Annotated in this window: 21 protein-coding genes; 6 read left to right on the top strand and 15 right to left on the bottom strand. The window is 38.2% G+C overall.

Annotation, left to right across the window (positions count from 1 at the left end; all coding sequences use genetic code 11):
* The first annotated feature begins 10 nt into the window (after window positions 1-10).
* Window positions 11-1,000: a hypothetical protein gene (locus L2737_RS15890; protein WP_248956354.1), complete on the top strand. Its 990-nt coding sequence runs from the start codon at window positions 11-13 to the stop codon at window positions 998-1,000.
* A gap of 140 nt (window positions 1,001-1,140) precedes the next feature.
* A complete protein-coding gene (locus tag L2737_RS15895) occupies window positions 1,141-1,908 on the top strand; it encodes a hypothetical protein (RefSeq protein ID WP_248956355.1) in 768 nt (255 codons plus the stop codon).
* 13 nt (window positions 1,909-1,921) lie between these two features.
* Here the strand turns inward: L2737_RS15895 and L2737_RS15900 are convergent, their stop codons facing one another.
* The 4 genes from L2737_RS15900 to yfbR form a co-directional block, all read right to left on the bottom strand.
* On the bottom strand, window positions 1,922-2,464 hold the full coding sequence (locus L2737_RS15900) for a DUF1569 domain-containing protein (RefSeq protein WP_248956356.1): 543 nt from the start codon (window positions 2,462-2,464) through the stop codon (window positions 1,922-1,924).
* 204 nt (window positions 2,465-2,668) lie between these two features.
* Entirely contained in the window at window positions 2,669-5,287 is a 2,619-nt protein-coding gene (gene adhE / locus L2737_RS15905; protein WP_248956357.1) for a bifunctional acetaldehyde-CoA/alcohol dehydrogenase, read from the bottom strand.
* 674 nt (window positions 5,288-5,961) lie between these two features.
* Window positions 5,962-7,341 (bottom strand): anti-phage deoxyguanosine triphosphatase, encoded by a 1,380-nt coding sequence (locus tag L2737_RS15910; RefSeq protein WP_248956358.1) that lies wholly within the window; start codon window positions 7,339-7,341, stop codon window positions 5,962-5,964.
* Window positions 7,342-7,416: 75 nt separating this feature from the next.
* A complete protein-coding gene (gene yfbR, locus L2737_RS15915) occupies window positions 7,417-8,025 on the bottom strand; it encodes a 5'-deoxynucleotidase (protein ID WP_248956359.1) in 609 nt (202 codons plus the stop codon).
* A 191-nt stretch (window positions 8,026-8,216) separates the two neighbouring features.
* Here yfbR and L2737_RS15920 point away from each other — a divergent pair, with 191 nt between their 5' ends.
* A complete protein-coding gene (locus L2737_RS15920) occupies window positions 8,217-9,125 on the top strand; it encodes a hypothetical protein (RefSeq protein WP_248956360.1) in 909 nt (302 codons plus the stop codon).
* A 15-nt stretch (window positions 9,126-9,140) separates the two neighbouring features.
* Here the strand turns inward: L2737_RS15920 and L2737_RS15925 are convergent, their stop codons facing one another.
* Window positions 9,141-9,986 (bottom strand): endonuclease/exonuclease/phosphatase family protein, encoded by an 846-nt coding sequence (locus tag L2737_RS15925; RefSeq protein ID WP_346349199.1) that lies wholly within the window; start codon window positions 9,984-9,986, stop codon window positions 9,141-9,143.
* Between the two features lie 157 nt (window positions 9,987-10,143).
* Between L2737_RS15925 and cls the strand changes: the two genes are divergently transcribed.
* The gene (gene cls / locus L2737_RS15930) at window positions 10,144-11,595 is read left to right on the top strand and encodes a cardiolipin synthase (RefSeq protein WP_248956362.1); all 1,452 of its coding nucleotides are present in this window, start codon (window positions 10,144-10,146) and stop codon (window positions 11,593-11,595) included.
* Window positions 11,596-11,721: 126 nt separating this feature from the next.
* Here the strand turns inward: cls and L2737_RS15935 are convergent, their stop codons facing one another.
* The 7 genes from L2737_RS15935 to L2737_RS15965 all read right to left on the bottom strand — a co-directional run bounded on the left by L2737_RS15935 (window position 11,722) and on the right by L2737_RS15965 (window position 17,367).
* Complete coding sequence (locus tag L2737_RS15935) at window positions 11,722-12,936, bottom strand: pyridoxal phosphate-dependent aminotransferase (protein WP_229368604.1); 1,215 nt, start codon at window positions 12,934-12,936, stop codon at window positions 11,722-11,724.
* 313 nt (window positions 12,937-13,249) lie between these two features.
* Window positions 13,250-13,810 carry an elongation factor P gene (gene efp, locus L2737_RS15940; protein WP_102527250.1) on the bottom strand — a complete coding sequence of 187 codons (561 nt, stop codon included), beginning with the start codon at window positions 13,808-13,810 and terminating at the stop codon, window positions 13,250-13,252.
* 46 nt (window positions 13,811-13,856) lie between these two features.
* A complete protein-coding gene (earP, locus tag L2737_RS15945) occupies window positions 13,857-15,104 on the bottom strand; it encodes an elongation factor P maturation arginine rhamnosyltransferase EarP (RefSeq protein ID WP_248956363.1) in 1,248 nt (415 codons plus the stop codon).
* A gap of 285 nt (window positions 15,105-15,389) precedes the next feature.
* Complete coding sequence (gene fldA, locus L2737_RS15950) at window positions 15,390-15,917, bottom strand: flavodoxin FldA (RefSeq protein ID WP_102527252.1); 528 nt, start codon at window positions 15,915-15,917, stop codon at window positions 15,390-15,392.
* A gap of 49 nt (window positions 15,918-15,966) precedes the next feature.
* Entirely contained in the window at window positions 15,967-16,239 is a 273-nt protein-coding gene (gene ybfE / locus L2737_RS15955; protein ID WP_055023987.1) for a LexA regulated protein, read from the bottom strand.
* 8 nt (window positions 16,240-16,247) lie between these two features.
* A complete protein-coding gene (locus tag L2737_RS15960; protein WP_102527253.1) occupies window positions 16,248-16,469 on the bottom strand; it encodes a DUF2788 domain-containing protein in 222 nt (73 codons plus the stop codon).
* A gap of 133 nt (window positions 16,470-16,602) precedes the next feature.
* Window positions 16,603-17,367, bottom strand: a complete 765-nt coding sequence (locus L2737_RS15965; protein ID WP_248956442.1) for an alpha/beta fold hydrolase — start codon at window positions 17,365-17,367, stop codon at window positions 16,603-16,605.
* A gap of 334 nt (window positions 17,368-17,701) precedes the next feature.
* Here L2737_RS15965 and seqA point away from each other — a divergent pair, with 334 nt between their 5' ends.
* A complete protein-coding gene (seqA, locus tag L2737_RS15970; protein WP_248956364.1) occupies window positions 17,702-18,325 on the top strand; it encodes a replication initiation negative regulator SeqA in 624 nt (207 codons plus the stop codon).
* A 22-nt stretch (window positions 18,326-18,347) separates the two neighbouring features.
* Complete coding sequence (pgm, locus tag L2737_RS15975) at window positions 18,348-19,988, top strand: phosphoglucomutase (alpha-D-glucose-1,6-bisphosphate-dependent) (RefSeq protein WP_248956365.1); 1,641 nt, start codon at window positions 18,348-18,350, stop codon at window positions 19,986-19,988.
* A 142-nt stretch (window positions 19,989-20,130) separates the two neighbouring features.
* On the opposite strand, the gene L2737_RS15980 is transcribed toward pgm, so the two are convergent.
* From L2737_RS15980 to L2737_RS15990, 3 genes are all read right to left on the bottom strand, one after another.
* Complete coding sequence (locus L2737_RS15980; RefSeq protein WP_102527257.1) at window positions 20,131-21,312, bottom strand: DUF1501 domain-containing protein; 1,182 nt, start codon at window positions 21,310-21,312, stop codon at window positions 20,131-20,133.
* 1 nt (window position 21,313) lies between these two features.
* Complete coding sequence (locus tag L2737_RS15985; RefSeq protein ID WP_248956366.1) at window positions 21,314-22,819, bottom strand: DUF1800 domain-containing protein; 1,506 nt, start codon at window positions 22,817-22,819, stop codon at window positions 21,314-21,316.
* Between the two features lie 335 nt (window positions 22,820-23,154).
* Window positions 23,155-23,319, bottom strand: a complete 165-nt coding sequence (locus L2737_RS15990; protein WP_198589538.1) for a hypothetical protein — start codon at window positions 23,317-23,319, stop codon at window positions 23,155-23,157.
* Window positions 23,320-23,368 lie beyond the last annotated feature (49 nt).

Consider the following 23,368-nt stretch of genomic DNA (forward strand, 5'->3'; position numbering starts at 1 on the left):
TATATCCACCATGACAAAGCACAAGTTAATACTAAAGCTTCCTTTTGTTTGCTTCGTTTTCATGTCGATAGCTTGGTGGTATTTTTATACCCATGATATGTGGCTGAACGATTTTGGCAGAGTAAAAAGTGAATGGCTTTTACTGATTGATATGATGGTGACAATGCCATTAATTTGTTTTGTGTGTGTAAAATCCAACAAGTTAGCCTTGCTCAAGTCATTAAGTTACTTTGCGCTGTTTGTCGCTCTCGGTAGTTATGTTATTCCAGCTGAAAATCAAGTCTTATGGCTACACTTAACAGATTTACGCTATGTACTAATTACGGGATTTTTTATCATAGAGTTAAGTGCTATTTTGTGCGTAATACTTGCTATTAGGCAAGCCGTAAAAAGCGGTGAAGATCCTGATATAGCTATTGATAATTCAATTATAAACCTCGTAGGCAATGGCATACTGGCCAGTGTGCTAATGCTTGAAACGCGAGTATGGAGTTTTGTTTTTTGCAGTCGTTTTATTAAACCAAGTAGCTATAAAGGGGAGCAACATTTTTATTATCACCATAAGGATGCTAATCAATCGAATTCACTTGGTTTTATGTTAATGATTGCTTTTGAAATCCCCTTAATGCATTTACTTATTCATTTTATATGGTCACCTTTTGCTGCAAACATCATTACAGGTTTAACCTGTTTTAGTTTGGCTTTTTTCATTGCAGAGTATCGCGCGATGTCACGTCGTCCTATCAGCATTGACCAACAAACATTATATGTGCGCTATGGGGTGTTTAACCAATTTACGATTAGTCTGTCTAACATCACCTCAATTCATATCAATCACGATGTGATTGCTCGAAGTGAACATATTAAGCGTTACAATTTCAGTGGTGTACCTAATGTCCGTATTTTACTCACACATCCTGTCAACGGTATTGATGCCATTTATCTTGGTGTAAATGAACCACATAAGTTCATTAAAGCGATTAGTCTGATTAATTTATAACTTTTAATTAAAGCTCACTCAATTCTGGCGAGAACTAATTAGTTACATGACCGAAAGACAAATTCACACTACTGCAATAATCTTCGTGTAAATTACTATACAACTGTCAAGTGCAAATAAAGTAATGTATGGGTAGTTAAATGAATAAAATAATGTCGTTGGCTAACTTTTTTCTGTTGTTTTGTTTTACAATTTCGTTAGTTGATATTAAATCTGATTTTGGATTTTTTTTACTAGAATTCGCTTTAGTACTGTATGTGGTAACTGATTTTATAATTGTCCTTGTTTTGTATAGGCGGTTAATATATATGGATTTTGTTGGTGTTGATGAAACAATTCAAAAAATAGTTACGAGTTCAGGATTAAATGGTTGTTTTTCAAATTTTATCCAAATACAGCTACGAGTTCTGATGTATCTGAATACGTCAGATTATTATCATTATGAGTTAATAAAGAATAAATATTCACATTTTTCTAAAGCAGTTGCAAAAAAAATGATAATTAAAAATATTTTTTTGCTAATCATTTTATCTCCATTTACCCTATACGTTCTTCATGACACATTTGGCTTTACATTAATGTTTGTTTTTGGTTTGAGCATCATTTCAATCATAATGTTTTACATAGCAGAATATAAAGCTGTATCTTTTAGAACCGTGTCTTTTGATAAAGATAACATTTACATACGTTATGGTTTATCAAATCCTACAACCATACCATTAACTTTGGTAAATAGTGTATCCCGTGCTTTTGTGACTAAACCCCAATCAAATAAAATTAAAAAGATTAGTTATGGACAAAATTGTAATATTTGTATAAAACTAAAAACGCCTATAGGGTATATTTGCTCAATTCATATGAATCTTGATAAACCTGATGATTTTATTTACGAGTTAACAACGATATGATTTGACGTGTTATTTAACTTAAATGGTTATTAAAGTGCATCACATGTGCTAATTCATATTCTGATTTCGTTAATTCGCCATAAGCGAAGTGTGGTTGCAGCTTACCTGCGTGTTGCTGGAAGTCAGTTAATGACAGTTGCAGACGATTTAAAGCCACATCAATATCTTTAGGGGTGAGTAGTGGTGCGCCTGGTATTGCTTCGCTCAGGTTATGACTCATTTTCCCTTTTGCGGCAAATGCTGAAAACGCGAAGCTACCGAGGGTCTTTTTGAATAACTCAGATTTATGCTCTGGGTATCCACTGATAGAGTATTCAACACTTTGAGCACAATGATTTAAAATCTGGCTAAGTTCCCAATTACCAGTCGTTAAAATTTTTGAATCGTTTGTCTGTAAATTCAGTAAATTCTTTTTCATTTCAGCAATGCGCTTCAACGTATACTCAATAGTTAACGGACCTTCTTCGGTATCTATGGCAATCCAAGTGGTTGCGCCTGCAACCGTTATTATAGCACTGCCAGTTAATACAGATTTTAGAAGTAAACGACGTTCCATTCAGACCCACATGATTGTTGTGTTAGCTGACTAGTTAATCAGAAGGGCAAGAAAACAGCAATGGATTAACAATAAACAGTGATTGTTTAGATTAATAAAATGAACTGTCAAAAATGAAAAAACGCCAATCAATTGATTAGCGTTTCATTATTGAAAGCTGAATAGTAAAACAGAATCTATTCAGACTGAGTACTTTGACTATAACTATGCCTGTTTATCTTGATACTCTGTACCGTAAAAGCTATCGAGTAAAATCTGTTTTAGCTCTTTGATTAATGGGTAACGTGGGTTAGCACCAGTACATTGGTCATCAAAAGCATGTTCTGCTAATTCATCTAATTTTGCTAAGAAATCAGCCTCATTAACACCCGCTTCTTGAATAGAGGCAGGAATGCCTACTACAGACTTTAATTGATCAATTTTAGCAATTAATAACTCAACTTTTTCACTGTCAGTATCAGCAGTGTCGACGCCTTCAATTTTTAAATGTTCAGCTATGGTCGCATAACGACAAAGTGCTTTAGGGCGATCGTATTGGCTAAATGATGCTTGTTTTGTTGGCATATCTGTGGCGTTAAATCTAATAACATTACTGATCAGTAATGCGTTTGCTAAACCATGGGCTAGGTGGAATTCTGCCCCTAGTTTATGTGCCATAGAGTGACAAATTCCAAGGAATGCATTTGCAAATGCAATACCGGCGATAGTTGCGCCATTATGGACTTTTTCACGTGCCACTGGTGCATTTGCGCCTTGTTCATATGCTGCTGGTAAATATTCAACCAGTAAGTCTAGTGCCTGCAAAGCTTGCCCGTCACTAAACTCATTAGCCATCACACTGACATAAGCTTCAAGTGCGTGTGTGACTGCATCGATACCACCAAATGCTGTGAGTGATTTTGGCATATCCATGACTAAATTTGGATCGACAATAGCAATGTTAGGCGTGAGTTGATAATCGGCAATAGGGTATTTCATACCAGAAACTTCATCTGTGACTACCGCAAATGGAGTTACTTCTGAGCCTGTTCCTGACGTAGTTGGTATCGCGACCATTTGCGCTTTTACACCTAACTTAGGGAATTTGTAAATACGTTTACGAATGTCCATAAAGCGCAGTGCTAAATCCGCAAAATCTACATCTGGATGCTCATATAACACCCAAATGATTTTGGCAGCATCCATTGGCGAACCACCGCCCAAAGCAATGATCACATCTGGTTGAAAACTTTGTGCGACTTTAGCGCCTTGTTTGACGATAGCTAAAGTTGGATCTGCTTCGACTTCGTAAAAGACTTCAGTTTCTAAACCCTGTGCTTTAAGTATTTTAATTGTTTCATCACAGTAACCACTATTAAATAGGAACTTGTCGGTAACGATTAAGGCGCGCTTTTTAGTTTCCAACTCTTCCAGTGCAATAGGTAAGCTGCCGCGACGAAAATAAATAGATGAAGGAAGTTTATGCCACAACATATTCTCAGCCCTTTTAGCGACGGTTTTCTTATTAATTAAATGGCTCGGTCCGACATTTTCAGAGATAGAATTACCACCCCAAGAGCCACAACCTAAGGTCAGTGATGGTGCTAACTTAAAGTTATATAAATCACCAATACCCCCTTGCGACGCAGGTGTGTTAATTAAAATGCGGGCTGTTTTCATTCTAAAGCCAAAGGCTTTAACACGCTCGGTTTGACCGTCTTGGTCTGTATACAAACCTGATGTGTGGCCAATACCACCTAGGGTGACTAAAGCTTCAGCTTTATCCATTGCATCATTAAAGTCAGTTGCGCGATACATACCTAAAAGAGGCGATAGTTTTTCATGGGCAAAAGCTTCGGCATTACTAATGTCAGTCACTTCACCGATAAGTACTTTGGTCCAGCTTGGTACATCTATGCCCGCCATATCTGCAATGGTTGATGCACTTTGACCGACAATATCTGCATTTAAATTACCATTTTTCAGGATCACATCTTGCATCGCTTTTGTTTCGGCAACGGACAAGATATAACCGCCGTGGCTGGCGAATCTTTCTTTTACTTGCTCATAAATACTATCAACGACTACAACAGCTTGCTCTGACGCACAAACCACGCCGTAATCAAAGGTTTTAGACATTAAAATTGAGCTAACTGCGCGCTTAATATCGGCTGTTTCATCAATAACGATAGGGGTATTACCAGCGCCAACTCCAATGGCTGGTTTTCCTGATGAATAAGCCGCTTTGACCATACCTGGGCCACCAGTTGCGAGAATTAGATTGATTTGCTCGTGGGTCATTAATTGATTTGATAAAGCCACTGATGGTTCATCAATCCAACCGATAATATCTTTGGGTGCACCTGCTTCAATAGCAGCTTCAAGCACGATTCTTGCTGCAGTAGTCGTCGACTCTTTTGCACGAGGGTGAGGTGAGAAGATGATCCCGTTACGTGTTTTAAGGCTGATTAATGCTTTAAAGATTGCAGTAGATGTTGGGTTGGTTGTTGGTACGATGCCGCATATAATGCCTACAGGCTCGGCAATTGTAATGGTGCCGAACGTCACGTCTTCAGCAATGATGCCACAGGTTTTATCATCTTTATATTTGTTATAAATATACTCTGATGCAAAGTGGTTTTTAATTACTTTGTCTTCTAACAAACCCATATTGGTTTCATTGGCTGCCATTTTGGCTAATGAAATACGGGCATCAGTTGCAGCGAGGGCTGCAGCTCTAAAGATTTTATCAACCTGTTCTTGGCTGAAATTAGCAAACTCTTTTTGCGCTTTTGATACGCGGTCCACTAACTGGTTAAGTTGCTCAGTGTTGGTGACAGTCATAATCACTTCCTTTAAAAATAGTTAACTAAATAGTTTTAGGTAACGACTCTCAAATATCTTTAAATCATTTTGTTTATAGCTAAGAATTCTTAATCCTTGTTATAAAATTACCTCTTTAGGGGCATAGTTATCGTGATCAAACCCACAAAATGATGCTTATTGGTAATTTTATTACGTTGTTTGGTTTGTAAATAAAGGCTAGATCACATAGTAAATCTAAACGTTGTTGTTTAAAGATTAATGACAGTCAAATCAACTGAAAGTTGAAGTTTACTTGAAGGCTATTAGATAAGGGCTATTAGATAAGGGCTATTAGATAAGGGCTATTAGATAAGGGCTATTAGATAAGAGCTATTAGCATTGGCCAAATTGCTTGTTTAAGCTTCAATATAAGTATAAGTATAAGTATAAGTATAAGTATAAGTTTCTTTATAAATTAAGGCTCAAACATTAAGAATGAAAAATTAGCATAGTGAGTAGATGATATTTAGCAAGAGGAAGTGTGCAAAAGGTAGCGTGAAAGAGGTAGTGTGAAAGAAATAGCGTGAAAGAGATAGTGTGTATGGATAGAGTCCGATCTGCCCATTCAACTTCTAACTTGGTTGAATAGGCTAATCATAAAAGTGAAATGAGTTTTGATAACTTTGCTGTTTAGTTGTGTATTCAGAAAAATATCAACGTTCTAGGCTAATTTCAAAAATTCCTGCTGATTTAGGACCGAAAAGTTGTTGATGTAATCGTCCTGCAAATTCATCGGTCATACCGGATATATAATCAGCGATAACGCGCATTTCATTTAAATTATTATCTTTAGCATGTTGCCAACGCTCCTGGGTATTAAGCGGCAATAACCTTAAAGGATCTGATTCAAATGCTTCAAACAGCTCCATGACAATTTGTTGGCCTTTGTACTCTAGCATTTGTATTTCTGGTTTACGGATAACATACTTAAACACGAACTGTTTTAATGTATTTAACGCATCTGCGAATGCTGGCTGAAGTTTGGCATTGTATCTCAATAAAGGTTCTTCAAATTGAGTATCTTCGACAACAATGATATCAGTTACAAAACCATTCACTAACGTGCCAATGGCATCTTTTCTTAAGTGATGATGCGGTGAAAATAGCTTGTCTGCAATCGTTTTAAATTCGTTGCTAAGCCATTCGTCTTCACTTTGAGATAAGTGACTTGCGACGTCTTGTTGCCACTGCGCAGGGGAGACAATTCCCATGACGATAGCGTCTTCTAGATCGTGTACTGCGTAAGCGATATCATCAGCTAATTCCATGATGGAACAATCAAATGATTTATATTGAGTTCTATTATGCGGGTAAGTGTCGGTTTTACTGGGTTTTGAACTCACAAAACGGTTTCTGTCTTTAACAGATAAACCTGCTAACACCCAATCATAAATGTCTTTATCATCATCGAATAAACTTTTAACCGGTGGCCATTGTGACGGTTTAAGCTGACGATGGCTTTTAATTTCTTCAGTACCAAGATCTACATGTAATTGACTGTATAGAGCAGGGTATTTAAGGATCCCTAACAGCGTACGTCTAGAGAGGTTCATTCCCCAATATTGGGTGTAGGGCTCAAGCCTTGCCAAGATACGAAAGGTTTGCCCGTTTCCTTCAAAGCCTCCATGGTTTCGCATCATGTAGTTGAGCGCGACTTCTCCACCGTGGCCAAAAGGTGGGTGGCCAATATCATGGGCTAAACACAAGGATTCAATCAAACTCATTGAATCGAGTAAATCGTTAACATGGGGGTGTTTTCGTTTTAGTTGCGCAGCGATCCCTGTTCCTATTTGCGATACTTCAAGTGAATGAGTCAATCTGGTTCGGAAGAAATCGTTCATGCCGATGCCGTGAACTTGGGTTTTTGCTTGTAATCTTCTAAATGCAGCTGAATGTAAAATTCGTGCTCGGTCACGTTGAAAAGGGCTGCGATGATCGTTGCGTCTTAACTTATCTTCACCCAAGCGTCTATCATGCCAAGGATTATGGGGTTCATTGGTATCAGGTTGTTTATATGAAATCGTATCTGACATTGTCATTCCTGTTATCAAGTGAATTAATACATCAGCTCATTACGTTAGAAGGGTTATCGCTAAAGTAACAAGGTTTTAAATATGTGGATCATTTTCAGTCAGTTTATCTAAGGTTGATGTGCAACTGTCTAAAAAGATATCGATAAAGCATTTTACTTCGGGTAGCTGCTGCTGTATTTCGTTAAGTTTTTTATCTAAGTTGTCTTTGACGTGATGAAATTCGTCATTGTTAAACCTAAGCTCATTCATGGTTTTAACGTATGCCTGCAATATATCTGCTGCTTTTACGATGGCTTTGTATTCAGGATCAACCTCAGACTGGACCAGTAAAGGTTCCATCTCTTCTCTTAAATCTTCAGGCAGCGAGGCTAAACATTCTTTCTCTGCTAAATCTTCTAACTTTTTAAAGGCTTTAGTAAATTCAGGGCTGTGATACTTGGTATTTGAATTGATATCTTGGAGTTTGGTTTCTGAAACTTCATGATAAAGGGCAATAGTGGCGGCTTTTTCAGGGTTCAAATTACCATTAAACCGTTTGTTTTTGATGACAACCAATAAATGTGCAATGACTGCGACTTGATGGCAGTGCTCTGACACGTTTTCTTTTTGGAAGCAGTGCATTAAAGCCCAGCGTTCGAGTAAAGGCATACGGGTGATCCATGCCATAAATGTACTTGATTTCATATGCGTCCCCTAGAGAGTGTGACTCGCTGAATACGGAAGATGGTTATCCTCATATAGTTATAACATTACTGTAGTTGCGGTCGAACTGCCAGATAATCAATTTGTTTTTATTCAATAAATTAACACTATAATTTGATCTCATATCTGCATAGCTTTACTCTTAGTTATTGGAATATATATAGAGTACTAAGATGGATGATGCCCGTTGTGTTGAATTACAAAAGACTGTCACAAATGAAGATTTGTATTTAATCGACGACGTTAAATCTTATCAGTTTGTATGTGACGAGTGCGGGGTTAGTTTAATACCATGTTCATACAAAAAAGCAGTTAATCTGCGTAAACCCTACTTTAAAACAGGTAAAAACAGCGAACACCTTGTTGGTTGTTATGCTAAAGCAACCTCTAAAATACGTGAACAAGCTAAAACCGCTAGGATTTCAACTGATGAATGCTTTCCATTAGCCTATCCCAATCGTTTCAATTTAACGGCTGCTAAATCAGTTAAAACGGACAAAAGTTCAGCTAGTGATATACAAGCACAGCATGGTGTGATTAAAAAACAATTTGATAATGTCAGTCGAGGTAACAGCAAGCAAAACTATGTGACCAGTTCTTTTCAAACCTTAGTGGACCAATATTTTAATTTTCCCTTCGATCGCGATCGTGAGCTAACGTTTGTTGGGATTAGTGGTCATCAATATCAGCAGGTTTTTCAGAAAATACAAAACCCGATAGGTAAACAAAAATTTCGTTTTCAATCTGAGAAACCGGAGACAAAGGTCTTTTTTAGTAGCTTGTCCTGGGAGAAACCAGAAATTATTGATGATCAGATTATTGTGAAACTGTCAGCTGGTTGGTGGCAAGAAAGTGATGGTAAGAAAAAGAATTTACGCCCCTATTTTGTCGAAATCAATACTACAGAATGGAGTAAAACAGTCCTTAATAATTTTACACAAAGGCTAACCCAAATAAGAGAGTTAGTGAAAGGTACAGATAAAAAAGCCATGATGGTGTTTGCTGGCAAGCAAGACCGTGAACAGGATTTTTATCGTTTTACCTGTGATGAGTCGCGGCTGATTTGCTTTAAAGTATTTTAAGTTGCGAGTAGAGGCTTAACGTAATTCGAACTGAGTTTGTATCGGATTATGATCAGATGCTGTGGTTTTATCTGAATTAGCACCCGTTAAATGCAAACCACGATAATATAAGTGATCTAAAGGTAGCCCGAATACGCGTTTTCTAAAGTCGACTTTGTAATGGGCTTCTTCTAGTCGTAAACCTTGTGCTAACTGTGTGACAATATTCATCCGACCTTCACGCCATGTATTGAAATCCCCAGCTAAAATCACCGGCCCTCGATGCATTGTTACCTTATGCAGAATTTGTTTGAACTGGGCTTCAAAACTACTTAATCGCACATCAAAATTCACACCATGTAAATTAATGACTAATAGCTGTTCACCTGATGAGAGCGGGTAACGGCTGACTAAGGTTGATTTAGCAAAACGAATGAGTGGCTCGGTTGTTTGATAGGCGCAGGCTTCATTAGCCGGTTGTGTCGATAGATTCATGACCCCCATTGGCACATTCATTAACTTGAAGCCTTTAGCCATCAATACATGAAACTGATGGTCATCAAGATATTGAACAAAGGTACTGTTTAGCTTCGCTTCTTGAAGTAATACTAAGTCGTTTTGTTGGGTTAATTCTGTTAGTACAGGCTGCCAATCAATTTTTTGCTGTTTATAAATATTCCAAACAGCAACGTTTAGTTTGCCTTGTCTATCGATCGGGGCAGATTTAGAAGACTGACTAGAGCACTGAGATACAAAAAAAGGCGGCTGTTCACTCATCATTATCTCCGGTTGACCATTAAACGTCGAAATTACATACATATAAGACAACAAGGTGCCGGTTATGATGATGAACAATAAAGGATATATGACACGTTTAATAATAAAGACCTTATTATTGTGATGTTTATTAGCACTTTAAATAGGATAGCACCTATAAAGCTACGCTATTTATGACGTTTGATCGAATATTCAGTACAATCAAACTTTACTATTAATTTATAACAAATTCACTATAAAGCTTAGGGCGAATCAAATACCTATGGATCAAATAACCCAAATAATTGCCGTGCTTGGTGTTTTCCTTTATTGGTTAATTCTGGGCGGTGTTGCAACGCGCATTGTGATTAAACGCAGAAGTGTTGGGGTTTCTTTTTCGTGGTTATTGATTATTTATTTCCTGCCTTTTGTGGGGGTTATTGCTTACTTATTATTTGGTGAATTACACCTTGGTAAAGCGCGTTCTAGCCGCTCTAAAGCCATGTATAAACCTTATGCTGATTGGTTTTCAGCTTTATATCAGCACAACGCACATCAACCTGAGCGTCAAAGTGATTATGCGAGTTCGATAAGTAAATTATGTGATGTGCAATTAAATATTCCTTCGTTAACAGCAAACGAATTAGTGCTGCAACAAACACCTGAGCAAATACTGAACTCGATTATTAGTGATATTAATCATGCCGAAACTCTTATCGATATGGAGTTTTATATTTGGCATCCTGGAGGACTAGCAGATGAGGTCGCTATAGCACTCATCAATGCATCAAACAGAGGTGTTTCAGTTAAGCTACTATTAGATGCTGCGGGTAGTCGTTTGTTTTTCAAATCATCTTGGCCTTCAAAAATGAGAAATGCTGGGATTAATGTTGTTGCCGCATTGAAAGTTAGCCCACTAAGAATGTTTTTTAGAAGAATGGATTTACGCTTGCACCGTAAAATAGTGGTTATAGATAACACGGTTGGTTATACCGGCTCTATGAATTTAGTTGATCCCAAATGCTTTAAACAATCTGATGGTGTAGGTGAGTGGATTGACATTATGGTTAGAATTACTGGCCCAGTTGTGCCGGTTATGAATACCGTAAGTGCTTGGGACTGGGAAGTTGAAACTAATGAGCGAATTTTACCGGACATGCCGCCAGAGGCACATTGTACAGATACATCCTCTTTAGTTCAGGCTATTCCGTCAGGACCTGGGATGCCGGAAGAAGTTATTCATCAAGTATTATTGCAAAGTCTGTATCAAGCAGAGCATAAAATTATTATTACTACTCCTTACTTTGTTCCCAGCGAGCAATTGCTAGATGCGCTAGTGACAGCTTCATTGCGGGGAGTGGATGTTAACATCATCATTCCACGTAAAAATGATTCTACTATGGTGAAATGGGCTAGCAGCTCCTTTTTTACAGAGTTATTAGCAGCTGGAGTGACGATTCACCAATTTAATGGTGGTTTATTACATACCAAGTCAGTGCTGATAGATGAGGAGCACTGCTTAATTGGTACTGTGAATATGGACATGCGCAGCTTATGGCTAAACTTTGAATTAACCTTAGCTGTGGATGATGTCAAATTCGCCGCAAGGTTAGGGCAACTTGTACAAGCCTATATGGATGACTCAGATATTTTAACCGATGAAGAGTGGCAGCAACGTCCTATGTATAAACGTTTTATTGAGCAAGTCTTTTATCTATTTAGTCCGCTTTTGTAATGATTAACGATTGCAGTTTATAACGCCTCAAGAATAAAATTAAGCGCATATGACAACAAAAAGCCACTTAGAGAACTGAGTGGCTTTTGGTTTAATGGGTTGTACTACCAACTTAATATCTGTGGTTTACTGGGAATAATCTTCTAAAAAGTTCCCAAAGTCGGTGAGCGCCTTAGATAAGTCTTCTTTATGTGGTAAGAACACCACTCGAACATGATCTGGTTCTGGCCAGTTAAAAGCCGTTCCTTGTACTAATAAAATCTTTTGTGATTTCAATAGATCGAGTACTAATCGTTCATCATCGCGTAAGTTAAATTTTTTCATATCTAACTTAGGGAATGCATACAAGGCGCCTTTGGGTTTTTTAACACTGACTCCAGGAATACTATTAAGCGCATCAAAACATACATCTCGTTGTGCTGTTAAGCGCCCATTTGGCAGTATTAACTCATTAATACTCTGATAACCGCCTAATGCAGTTTGAATGGCATGTTGATTGGGCACATTCGAGCATAAACGCATTGAGGCCAACATATCTAACCCTTCAATGTAATTAGCAGCAGACTTTAAATTTCCGCTCAGTACCATCCAGCCAACTCTGAAACCTGCGGCGCGATATGCTTTTGAAAGGCCGTTAAAAGTAACCGTTAAAATATCGTCTGAAAGCGACGCCGCATGGGTGTGTACTGCGTCATCGTATAAAATTTTGTCGTAAATTTCATCGGCAAATAAAATGATGTCATGTTGGCGACAAAGTTCGATCACATCTAATAACAACTCTTTACTGTATACCGCACCAGTGGGGTTATTTGGATTAATGATCACAATACCGCGAGTACGGGAGGTGATTTTACTTTTGATGTCTTCTAAGTCTGGGAACCAATCTGACTCTTCGTCACAGCGATAATGAACTGCTTTACCACCTGCTAGGTTTGCAGCAGCTGTCCATAATGGATAATCAGGCGAAGGAATAAGTACTTCATCGTCAGTATTCAGCAAGCCCTGTAATGCCATGCAGATAAGTTCTGATGCGCCGTTGCCGATATACACATCTTCAATGTCGATACCGTGTATACCTTGAGCTTGATAATGTTGCACAATGGCCTTACGAGCTGAGAATAACCCTTTTGATTCGCAGTAACCTTGAGCACTGGGTAAGTTTAAAATAACATCACGGACAATTTCTTCAGGGGCTTCAAATCCAAATGGGGCCGGGTTACCAATGTTAAGCTTTAAGATTCGATGTCCTTCATCTTCAAGACGACGCGCTTCTTTATGTACAGGGCCACGGATGTCATAGCATACGCTATCGAGTTTATTGGATTTGATTATAGGGCGCATACTTGCCTCAACATTACTAATTACGACTTAAGTCTGCGAACAATAACGAATTTAACCTTTAGTTTAAAGGTTTTTTTATAAGGTTTTTTGCAATAATCAGCGTTTTATTCTGTAGTGATGTTTTATTAATACTTGCAACGAAGTTTAATTCTGTATGTTCGTAATTCGGTAGTTTATTAATCTTCGAAAGGGCTGTTGGATAGATATTGTCTCTTATGAACTCAAATTGGCTTTAACCAATTAAAAACAATAAAAAAAGCCAGCATGAGCTGGCTTTTTATACATATCGTAATCTAGATCTAAAAAGCGTGGATTAAACGCGCTTTTTGAATTCGTTTGTACGAGTATCAATTTCAATCATATCGCCAATCTTTACGAATTCAGCAACAGTAACAGTACCGCCACCAGTAATAGTCGCAGGCTTCATTACTTTACCTGAAGTATCACCACGAGCAGCTGGTTCTGTGTAAGTCACTTCACGTACGATTGTAACTGGTAACTCAACAGAGATAGCTTTACCTTCGTAGAAAGTTACTGAACACTCTTCTTCCATACCGTCAACGATATAAGCAGCTGCATCACCTAAGTTATCAGCTTCAACATCATATTGATTGTACTCAGCATCCATGAATACGTACATTGGATCAGCGTAGTAAGAATAAGTACATGCTAAACGTTCTAGGATGATATCTTCCATCTTGTCATCACCTTTGAAGGTGGTTTCAGTGGTTGAATCTTGTAGAACATGCTTAAGCTTCATTTTAACGATTGCAGCGTTACGGCCAGAGCGAGTTGTTTCAGTTTTCTGAACAACCCATGGGCTGCCATCTAACATGATCACGTTACCAGGACGGAGTTCATGAGCAGTTTTCATTACTTTATTCCTATTTTTAGGTATTAATTTTTAATTGCGCAGTATCTTAGCTGGTTTTCACAAATTCAACCAGTCGTGAAGCGAGATCTGCATCCTTTTTTGCATCAACCGGCCAATCTTTAGCATGCTGCTGCAGTGGCAATTGTGCTGAAATGAGTTGCTGCCAATGTTCAACGACATTGGTATCTTGCTGATTAAAAGCAAAATTGGTTTTAGACCAAATATTTGCGATATCATTTTCAAGTTTCAGGCTGTAGATATTAACAAAAGCCTGTAATTTTACTAGATGATAATCATCTTCTTGTGGGTATATGTGCCAAATAAATGGTTTTGCTGCCCATTGCGCCCTTAAAAATGAGTCCTCACCGCGAACGATATTAAAATCGCAGCTCCATAAAAGGCGATCAAATTCAGTCTGATCTGTCATGGGCAATATATGTATGGTTAAATTACCCATAGAGAATCGCTGGGTTGCTTTTATAGTGTCGAACGACACACCTAATAAACTGATAATACTATGCAGACTCTTACCCATGGGAATTAAGGCATGTATCTTTTGGGTGTTAACTTCAGACTGAGCTGCATTAATCCAATACTGGCATAAAGCGGTTAGCGCGTCAGTTTCATAACTAAAAACGCTAATAACGTAATCGTTTACATCAATACCAGTTAAACCAAGCCGCTTAAACAGGGCTAGTTTATTTTTGTCATCCGATTGCCAGCTATCACGTTGGTTAAATAAATTTTCTTCACAGATTAATCCACCACTGTGATGACTAAATCCTGGGAAATAGAAATATTTTTTAATGCCGCTTGCTTGCATTGAGGGCAGGCCATGGCATCCATCAACCCAATCTTCAGCCGAAAGGTATTCAAGGTTTATCCATACAGGTGGTTTACTGACATTATTTGCTAAACTACTATTTGGCTCAATTGTCTGATGCGCTTTATGTTGTGACTCAATTATGTCGATTACTGATGAGGGCAATTCACAGGCAAAAGCTTCTATTAATAGTGAGCCAGGAATGTAAGGTATATCTAGAGGGGAGTTCCATTGCAAAATATTCACACCAAAAAAGCGCTGCTTTGAGAGTTCACAATCTAGCTCTGGTAAAATATGTGAGAAGCTTTGTAAGTCATCGACCCACAAGTTAATGTCAATTTGATATTCAGCTGCTAACTGTTTTGCTAGACGCCAAGTAACACCAATATCACCATAGTTATCAACCACAGCACAAAAGATATCCCAGTGTGTTGCTTGGTTTTGAGTAAATGAATCACTCAAGCTTGTCATATAGCGTTTCCTTTGTACTGAAGTTGTAGTTTGTAAACTTGCTGCCATTGGCTCTTTCTAGCAATTAGGTGTTATGGATTGTAAAAATTAATTCTAATATCGAATTTAAAAATTGACTTAAATAAGCAACTTAAATAAGCAACTTAAAATAACCGGCTTCTACAATTAAATTTAAAAACTAGATTCAAAAGCTAGATTCAAAAACTAGATTCAAAAAAAGCGGCTAATGCCGCTTTTTTTATTTAAGCTATCGAACTGATATCCGATAACTGATGAGATATGTGGTTAGTCTTCTAACTCTGCTAAGCACATTTCTTCGTAAATTTGTTTAACCCAAGCGTCTACACGCTCTTCTGTTAATTCAGGTTGACGATCTTCATCGATACCTAAACCAATAAAATGCTTATCATCGACTAAGCCTTTAGAAGCTTCAAAATCATAACCTTCAGTTGGCCAGTTACCAATGATAATGCCACCACGTGCAGAAACGATGTCACCAACCATGCCCATAGCATCAAGGAAGTATTCAGCATAATCTTCTTGGTCACCACAACCGAAGATCGCGACTAACTTGTCAGTAAAGTCTACTTGCTCAAGTTCTGGGAAAAAGTCATCCCAATCACATTGTGCTTCACCGTAATACCAAGTTGGAATACCGAATAAAATTAAATCGAATTCAGCGATTTGTTCTTTAGTGCTCTTGGCGATGTCTTTCACATCAACCATTTGCTTACCCAGTTTCTTCTGGATCATTTTGGCTACAGCCTCGGTATTACCAGTGTCACTACCGAAAAAAAGACCTACAGTTGCCATTTGCTATCCTTTAAATATCTAGTTCGCTTTGCGAATTATAAAATATGGTTCAGTTGTCGATTTGTTGTTGCAGGATTAATTCGATTAACTGGCTACGGCTGATGTTACTGGCCAATGCTTGTTCGTTCAAGGCGTCATACAAAACTTGTGACACCTTTAACTCTATTCGTTTTAATCCATTAGCGCGATCCCGTTGGATCTGATTACGCTTATTGATTTTTAACTGTTGTTCCCGACTTAAGGGATTGCTTCTTGGACGTCCACGACGTTTTTCAGAAGCAAACAGGTCAATCGTTGTTCTGTCTGTTGATTCTTTTGCCATCGTTTTGTTTAACCGATGCCTGAGCCTTCCCAGGTCATCTGAATAATACCTTTTGCTACAAACCCGGCACAGCCAAGGAATAATACTAACCAAACGATATATCGACCAAACTTAGGCACTTTGCCTTGTTTGAGTACATCGTGAATCGCCATGCCGATAAAGAAAAAAATTAAAGCAAAAAACAAGTTTAGACCGAGAGTCTCAATCTGATCCATGTATTGATTCAACATGTTTTTACCTTCAGTTTTACTTTAAGGCTAAAAGAGGGCGGGAATATACCACAATGATGATACGTGGGCTATATCTGCAGAGTTCATTTTTTTAAATTTACACAGATGCCGACCTATCTGAGCCTTATGCTAGTTAACTTTGATGCTTATCAATAAATTCAACCACTAAACGATTAAATATTTCAGGTTTTTGTGCATGTAACCAATGGCCTGTGCCATTGATTGTTTTTGCGCTTACTTGTGGAAACTGTTTCATAATGGCGCTTGTATGTTCCGCCAATACATATTCAGAGTCACCACCCCGAATGAAAAAACATGGTTTTGGATATACAGCATCAGGCATGTCCCAACCAATAATATGTGGGTAATTTTCGATTAAACCTTCTAGGTTCATTTTCCATTCAAAACCATTATCGGTTTTCTGTAAATTTTTAAGTAAAAATTGTGCCGTACCAAGATCAATATCTGCGTGAGTGAGATGATCTAAAGCAAATTTTCGTGAAGTAACATTTGCTAACGGTAAACTTGTTAATCCGGCAAATACTTTTTGATGGCGTGGGCTGTATGCGACAGGGGCAATATCAGCAACGACCAAACTCGTGACCATTTCAGGGTGCAATAAAGCTAACGCCATGGCCACTTTCCCTCCCATGGAATGACCGACAAAATGCGCCTCAGATATTTTTAATTGCTGTAAAAGATCAACACATTCCTGAGCTAGGCTTGGATAATCCATAGAATGCCAATGCTCACTATTGCCATGATTAGGCAAATCAACACGAATGACTTGGTAGTTTTGTTCTAATGCACTGGCTAGGTTTTTGAGATTGTCTGAATTACCAAATAAGCCATGAATTAAAATTACTGCTTGGCCTTCGCCTGATGAAACAAAATGCATTGAGTATTTATCCGTTGTTACGATCATTTAGGCGGTGATTTTGCCTGTAAATTAACTTAAATTTCAACACTTGATGTGATTTTTTCTTGAAACAAATGTTCATTAAACAATCCACCAGCAAATTGATTTAATGAAATTGACTAATTATGAACGATTTAGTGACTTTAGCTCTTTAACCTACAGCGACAGATGGGTAGACTGTAATGATTAATTTGATCGATCAAAATCGATCCTTTAGCCGCCATTATTCAGCATCTTGTTAAAAGAAGTGCACAAAAAAGATTAACAGCATTAGGCGGCATTCGTTTTTTAAGACCAAAGGAAGCAGACTAATATGAAATATATTGAGATAGACGAAGAACTCTATCGTTATATTGCAAGCAAAACGGAACGTATCGGTGAAAGCGCATCAGATATATTACGCCGATTGTTAGACCTTTCTGTTGAAACATCTGAACCTGCAGAGCCTCTTGCTATTAGTCACCCTAGTTTAGAATCTACCAATGACGCCATTGAAATAAAGCCGGTTACAAACAATCAAGTTGCTAACGTTCAAGTTAAAGAAGAGAAAGTTCCAGTTGCTGAAGCTGAAAACATCATAGACGCTAGTGAACATGTTGATGTCGATTTTAAAGATGTTGTGCATGAACATATGCTTGCTCAACAAAAAGGTGCAGTAGGGCGATTTATGTTCTTGTTGGAATCATTGTCTGCATTAACACCTAAGACATTCGAACAAATCTTAAAAATCCAAGGACGCGGCCGTCTTTATTTTGCACGTTCTAAGGCTGAGTTATTATCAGCAAGTCAATCAGCTAATCCAAAAGAAATTGGCGAGAGCGGTTACTGGGTGACAACCAATAATAACACCGCTAAAAAGCGCACTATTTTATCAGAAGTGTTATTGCAATTAGGTTGTAATGAAGAACTGGCACAATCGATTTCAGAAAGAATTTAAAATCTAAATAGGGAGAACATGGGTGGCGATTCACAATAGAGCAGGAAAGGTGGCGTTACAAACGGATTTGATCAATTTGCCAAAATTGATGAGTTATTATTATCGTATCACCCCCAACGTTGAAGATGTGCAACAGAAAGTCACTTTCGGTACATCTGGACATCGCGGCAGTGCGTTAAAGTCGAGTTTTAACCAAAACCACATTTGGGCAATCACTCAAGCCGTAGTTGATTACCGTCAACAAGCGGGCATAAAAGGGCCTATGGTTGTTGGTTTTGATACTCATGCATTGTCTTACGCAGCTTATATGTCAGTACTTGAAGTATTGACAGCTAATCAAGTTGCTGTGAAAGTTCAAAAAGACGATGGATTCACCCCTACACCCGTTGTATCTCAAGCCATTATTGCAGCTAATGCAAATGGTGGGGAATTAACTGATGGGTTAATTATTACCCCTTCACATAATCCGCCACAAGATGGCGGTATAAAATACAATCCTCCCCATGGCGGTCCAGCGGAAGCTGACATCACCAAACAAATTGAAGCAAAGGCGAATCAATATTTAGCTAAACAGCTATCTGGTGTGCAGAAAGTTAATTATGGCGTTGCACTCGATTCAGGTTGGATTGATGAGGTTGATTTCATTGCGCCTTACGTCAATGCGCTATCTAGTGTGATTGATTTAGAAGCCATTGCTAAAGCTAAAATACGTATTGGTGTTGACCCATTAGGTGGTTCAGGTATTTATTACTGGGAACATATTGCTAAGCAACATGGTTTAGATATTACCTTAGTTAATGAAAAAGTTGATCCGTCATTTGGTTTCATGACATTGGATAAAGATGGCAAAATCCGCATGGATTGTTCATCCCCTTATGCGATGGCGGGTCTGTTAGCTCATAGTGAGAGTTATGATGTTTGTGTGGGTAATGATCCAGATTACGACCGTCACGGAATCGTGTGTCCTGGTTTTGGATTAATGAACCCTAATCATTACTTAGCTGTAGCAATTGATTATTTGCTGACATATCGCCAAGGTTGGTCTGCAGATTTAGCCATTGGTAAAACATTAGTATCAAGTGCGATTATTGACAGAATTTGTCAGTCTCATAATCGTCAATGTTTAGAAGTGCCAGTTGGTTTTAAATGGTTTGTTGACGGCTTGGCAAATAGCACAATTGCATTTGGTGGTGAAGAAAGTGCAGGCGCTGCATTTTTAAATAAAGATGGTAGCACTTGGTGTACCGATAAAGATGGCTTTATTTTAGCCTTACTTGCCGCTGAAATTTTGGCCGTAACCGGTAAAACACCCGCGCAGCGTTATGTCGAACTTACTGAACAGTTTGGTGAAAGTTTTTACACTCGCATCGATAGCCCGATCAGCTTGAAGAAAAAAGCCAAGTTTGAAAAACTATCTTCCGACAGTTTTACTGACAAAGAGCTTGCAGGTGAAACTATTACTGCTATTTTGTCACATGCGCCTGGTAACAATGCGGCAATTGGCGGTATTAAAGTGACGACTGAAAATGGTTGGTTTGCGGCGCGTCCATCTGGCACCGAAGCGCTATTTAAAATATATGCAGAGAGCTTCATAAGTGAAGATCACCTTGCTGAAATAATCAGTCAAGCACAAGTTATGATTGATGCAGCGCTTAAAGCTTAGAGTTAACATCATTAAAGCCACTTCATAAAGATTTGGCTTTGAAGTGAATGGTAAAAAAGCCTGACTATTTAATATGATAGTCAGGCTTTTTAGTATTTTGCTCTTGGTATGTAAGTAGGGATTGAAAACTTATCTCATATTTTTACATCATTATTTGATTACTATATGGCTTATGTAAGGGAAGGACTTTTGCGATGGCGTCATCGCTTAACTGCCAATGTTGCTTCAATATACTGGCTATCCAACTAAAACTATTAGTTGTTGGCTGTAAATCACGTTGTTTAAATAGTTGCTCAGTTTGAAGACCCGGCCAATCACCTAATACTTTACCGCCTTTTACCTGGCCACCAGCAATGAACATTGCACTGCCTGTACCGTGATCGGTTCCTTGAGTGCCATTTTCTTTTACGGTGCGACCGAACTCTGTCGCTACAATCACAACAGTGTCATCCCATTGAGAACCCAAAGAGGACTTTAAGGCTGCTAAGCCACTGTCTAATTCAGTTAACTGTTTCAATAAACGCTTATGCTGATTATTGTGAGTATCAAAGCCACCCATTTCCAACATGGCACAATCAATGTCATCACTCTTTACTAAGAAATTACCACATGCTTTTGCTAACTCGATAAATTTGCGACTGGTTTTTTTACTATCATCAATCATGGCAGTGTCTTGAAGTGCTAACCCATCGGTTAAATTCTGCAGTAAACTTTTATCATCTTGATATAAGTTATTTAATTGACGATAAATATCGTCATCTGCAGCTTTGATATTTGCTGGGTACCAGGTGTTAACAGCGTTGCTTCCACGTAAGCTAATTGGCGTACTATTGGCAATGGCAATCGCTGATGAAGTTTGTTTACTATATTTACTCGTACTTATAGCAGAATTAGAAAGACCACTTAAAGATCTCGCTAACCATCCAGAATCTAAGTTATTTAAATTACCGCCGCTTTCGAGGTAATCTTGACCATCAAAATGTGAGCGACTTTCATAACCTGATGATACAGCGACAATAGGCAGTAATTGCTTGTCTAAGTACCATTTATGTAAATGAGTTAAAGCGGGATTAAGCCCAAACTGGTTATCTAATGCTAAGGCACTTTTCATCACGCTCTTAGCTAGAGTAGGCCGTAACGTGAGTAAGTTGTCGTCTTTTATCGGAACTACAGTGTGCAATGGGTCTAAAGCGCCTCTAAGCATGACCCAAACTAGATTCTTTTTATTGGTTTTGATATCGGTTGCTAGTGCTGATGTCGATACTCCACTACTTAACATCACTAAACTGGCACCGAGTCCTTTGATAAATTCGCGACGTTCCATGTTATCTCCTTAAAAATTCAGGACTCAATAGCAGTAATGCAAGTGCTTGATCGCGACTTTCAGCTCGGGTAATGGTCTTATAAGATGACTCTGTCATGGTTTGACCAAAAGTATTTACAATCAAATCTGCTGCCATTTGTTTACGTTGTCTCTCCGCTAATCTCACCGACCAGTTAATTTTGGTCATAAGCGCATTGGCTCCATTCCAATCTTTCTCATCGTCACTAAAGCCTGCTGGAGAATTAGCTTTAAAAGGCTGCTGACCTAACTCCGTGAGTAACTGAATCATTTTTCGACCTTTAGGCACAGAAATATCAAATGCTCGATAAGCTGAGATAACAAACTCTGTGGGTGTTTTAAACTTCTGCCGTATAGGTTGCCATGCCTCTGTTGAGCTAATCATGGTGATCATCACTTGTTTGATATTCCCGTTAGTGCGAATCCAGGTTTTCACTAATTGATTTTGTAATGACGCGGAAGGTTTATCTGCAATAAAGTGTTTGGCTAACTTATAGCAAAGATGTTTTGCAGTTTGAGGATGCCTTGCTATATCTACCAGCATGGTTTGCCCTTGTTCAATACCGGATTGAGGGTACTGTTTGCCAAGTAACTTTCTTGTGCCTGATTCATGGCCATTTGAGCGAAACATAAACCCGGTTTGTTTGTCTCGTTTTGGGTTAGCAATACTCCATCCACTAATGCCTTTTGCTAGTTCAATCACATCAGTTTGTGAATAGCCGCTATTTACCCCTAAGGAATGTAATTCAAGGATTTCACGGGCGAGATTTTCATTTAAACCTTTGCCTCTTCTACCTAATTTTGAATTAGCGCCAAAAGACTTTTCATTATTTAAATATTTAATCATTGCAGGATGGGCTGTAACAGCAAGCAACATATCTTCAAACGAGCCTAATAGATTAGGCGCGATAGCCTCACGTTCTAGCGTCGGTGCTAGTCCTGTCATGAAAGGCCCTTGAGCTGTAACGCTGAAGTGATTAGAAAAGAATTGTAATAGCCGCCAATTCAGGGAGTTCGGTGAGTCAATTGCGCTCTGTAAACTACTGGTGGTTAATTCAATAAAAGCTTTTCTAAATGGCGGTTTGTTTTTCGGCTTTAGAGGAGCAGCCTTGACATTGTCTGTCGCATCTGAGTTAGCCATACTTGTATCAATAGACATACTGTTAGCAGTTTCTATGGGTATATTTATACCTACAGTGCTCGTTTCAACCGCTTTTCTATCTCGTTGTTTCTGTTTTTGATAGTCTGCTAAAAGCTGCATTATAGAATCAGAACTATATTGAGTGGGTAAAAACTTAGGTATGACTAATTGATTAATCAAAAAGGCTTGCGGATCTTTTTCCGCATGCGTTAATTCGTTAGGTTTTGCGCCGAGACCAAAACGATTTACTGCAATCACGGCATTATTTTGTGAAATGGCATTTTTAGTTGAAATGAAGTCTGCAGCTTCACTTACAGTAAAAGGTTCATCTAGAAATTCTTCTGGCATCACGCTTCCTTGAATATGTCTTAATTAGCTTCGATTAAACTGTATAAACTTCATGATTAAACATAACCCATTATTTTATTAATTAGTAAAAAGTGACATAGCTTTACATTGCTTTGCATAAATGGACATGACTCTGATTGTTTTATGTTCAAAGTTGGAATAAAAAAAGCGATAGGAGATTAATACGATTCGACATAAGCGTTTGCAGTTTGTGTGTATCTCAATTTTACAATGTAATAAACACAAGTTTGCTTCAAAGATGGGGCAAAAAAATAACCTACTTTAAAACGAGAGAGCCCTGTATCTAGAGCTCTTCGAGAGATATCTATCGTTATTTATTTAGTTTTTTGATAAATAACAAATGCTACGATTGCAACCAGTGTAATGGCAGGTGCTAGTTCATATAAATGATGAAATAAGCCCATACCACCATGACCTTCATGGGCAAAAACAGCCGTCGGTGCAGTCGCGAATAATAGAGCAATTAATTTAGTGTTCATTATTAATTTCCTTTTGTAAGAATTGATTCTAAGTACCTAGTTTGTTTTA

It is taken from the genome of Shewanella electrodiphila (assembly GCF_023283985.1).
GTDB classification, from domain to species: Bacteria; Pseudomonadota; Gammaproteobacteria; order Enterobacterales; family Shewanellaceae; genus Shewanella; species Shewanella electrodiphila.

Bases quoted from the DNA above. Each gene is read 5' to 3' on its own strand.
- L2737_RS15890 (WP_248956354.1), top strand. From the start codon at position 11: ATGACAAAGCACAAGTTAATACTAAAGCTTCCTTTTGTTTGCTTCGTT.
- L2737_RS15895 (WP_248956355.1), top strand. From the start codon at position 1,141: ATGAATAAAATAATGTCGTTGGCTAACTTTTTTCTGTTGTTTTGTTTT.
- L2737_RS15900 (WP_248956356.1), bottom strand. From the start codon at position 2,464: ATGGAACGTCGTTTACTTCTAAAATCTGTATTAACTGGCAGTGCTATA.
- adhE (WP_248956357.1), bottom strand. From the start codon at position 5,287: ATGACTGTCACCAACACTGAGCAACTTAACCAGTTAGTGGACCGCGTA.
- L2737_RS15910 (WP_248956358.1), bottom strand. From the start codon at position 7,341: ATGTCAGATACGATTTCATATAAACAACCTGATACCAATGAACCCCAT.
- yfbR (WP_248956359.1), bottom strand. From the start codon at position 8,025: ATGAAATCAAGTACATTTATGGCATGGATCACCCGTATGCCTTTACTC.
- L2737_RS15920 (WP_248956360.1), top strand. From the start codon at position 8,217: ATGGATGATGCCCGTTGTGTTGAATTACAAAAGACTGTCACAAATGAA.
- cls (WP_248956362.1), top strand. From the start codon at position 10,144: ATGGATCAAATAACCCAAATAATTGCCGTGCTTGGTGTTTTCCTTTAT.
- L2737_RS15935 (WP_229368604.1), bottom strand. From the start codon at position 12,936: ATGCGCCCTATAATCAAATCCAATAAACTCGATAGCGTATGCTATGAC.
- efp (WP_102527250.1), bottom strand. From the start codon at position 13,810: ATGAAAACTGCTCATGAACTCCGTCCTGGTAACGTGATCATGTTAGAT.
- earP (WP_248956363.1), bottom strand. From the start codon at position 15,104: ATGACAAGCTTGAGTGATTCATTTACTCAAAACCAAGCAACACACTGG.
- fldA (WP_102527252.1), bottom strand. From the start codon at position 15,917: ATGGCAACTGTAGGTCTTTTTTTCGGTAGTGACACTGGTAATACCGAG.
- ybfE (WP_055023987.1), bottom strand. From the start codon at position 16,239: ATGGCAAAAGAATCAACAGACAGAACAACGATTGACCTGTTTGCTTCT.
- L2737_RS15960 (WP_102527253.1), bottom strand. From the start codon at position 16,469: ATGTTGAATCAATACATGGATCAGATTGAGACTCTCGGTCTAAACTTG.
- L2737_RS15965 (WP_248956442.1), bottom strand. From the start codon at position 17,367: ATGCATTTTGTTTCATCAGGCGAAGGCCAAGCAGTAATTTTAATTCAT.
- seqA (WP_248956364.1), top strand. From the start codon at position 17,702: ATGAAATATATTGAGATAGACGAAGAACTCTATCGTTATATTGCAAGC.
- L2737_RS15980 (WP_102527257.1), bottom strand. From the start codon at position 21,312: ATGGAACGTCGCGAATTTATCAAAGGACTCGGTGCCAGTTTAGTGATG.
- L2737_RS15985 (WP_248956366.1), bottom strand. From the start codon at position 22,819: ATGCCAGAAGAATTTCTAGATGAACCTTTTACTGTAAGTGAAGCTGCA.
- L2737_RS15990 (WP_198589538.1), bottom strand. From the start codon at position 23,319: ATGAACACTAAATTAATTGCTCTATTATTCGCGACTGCACCGACGGCT.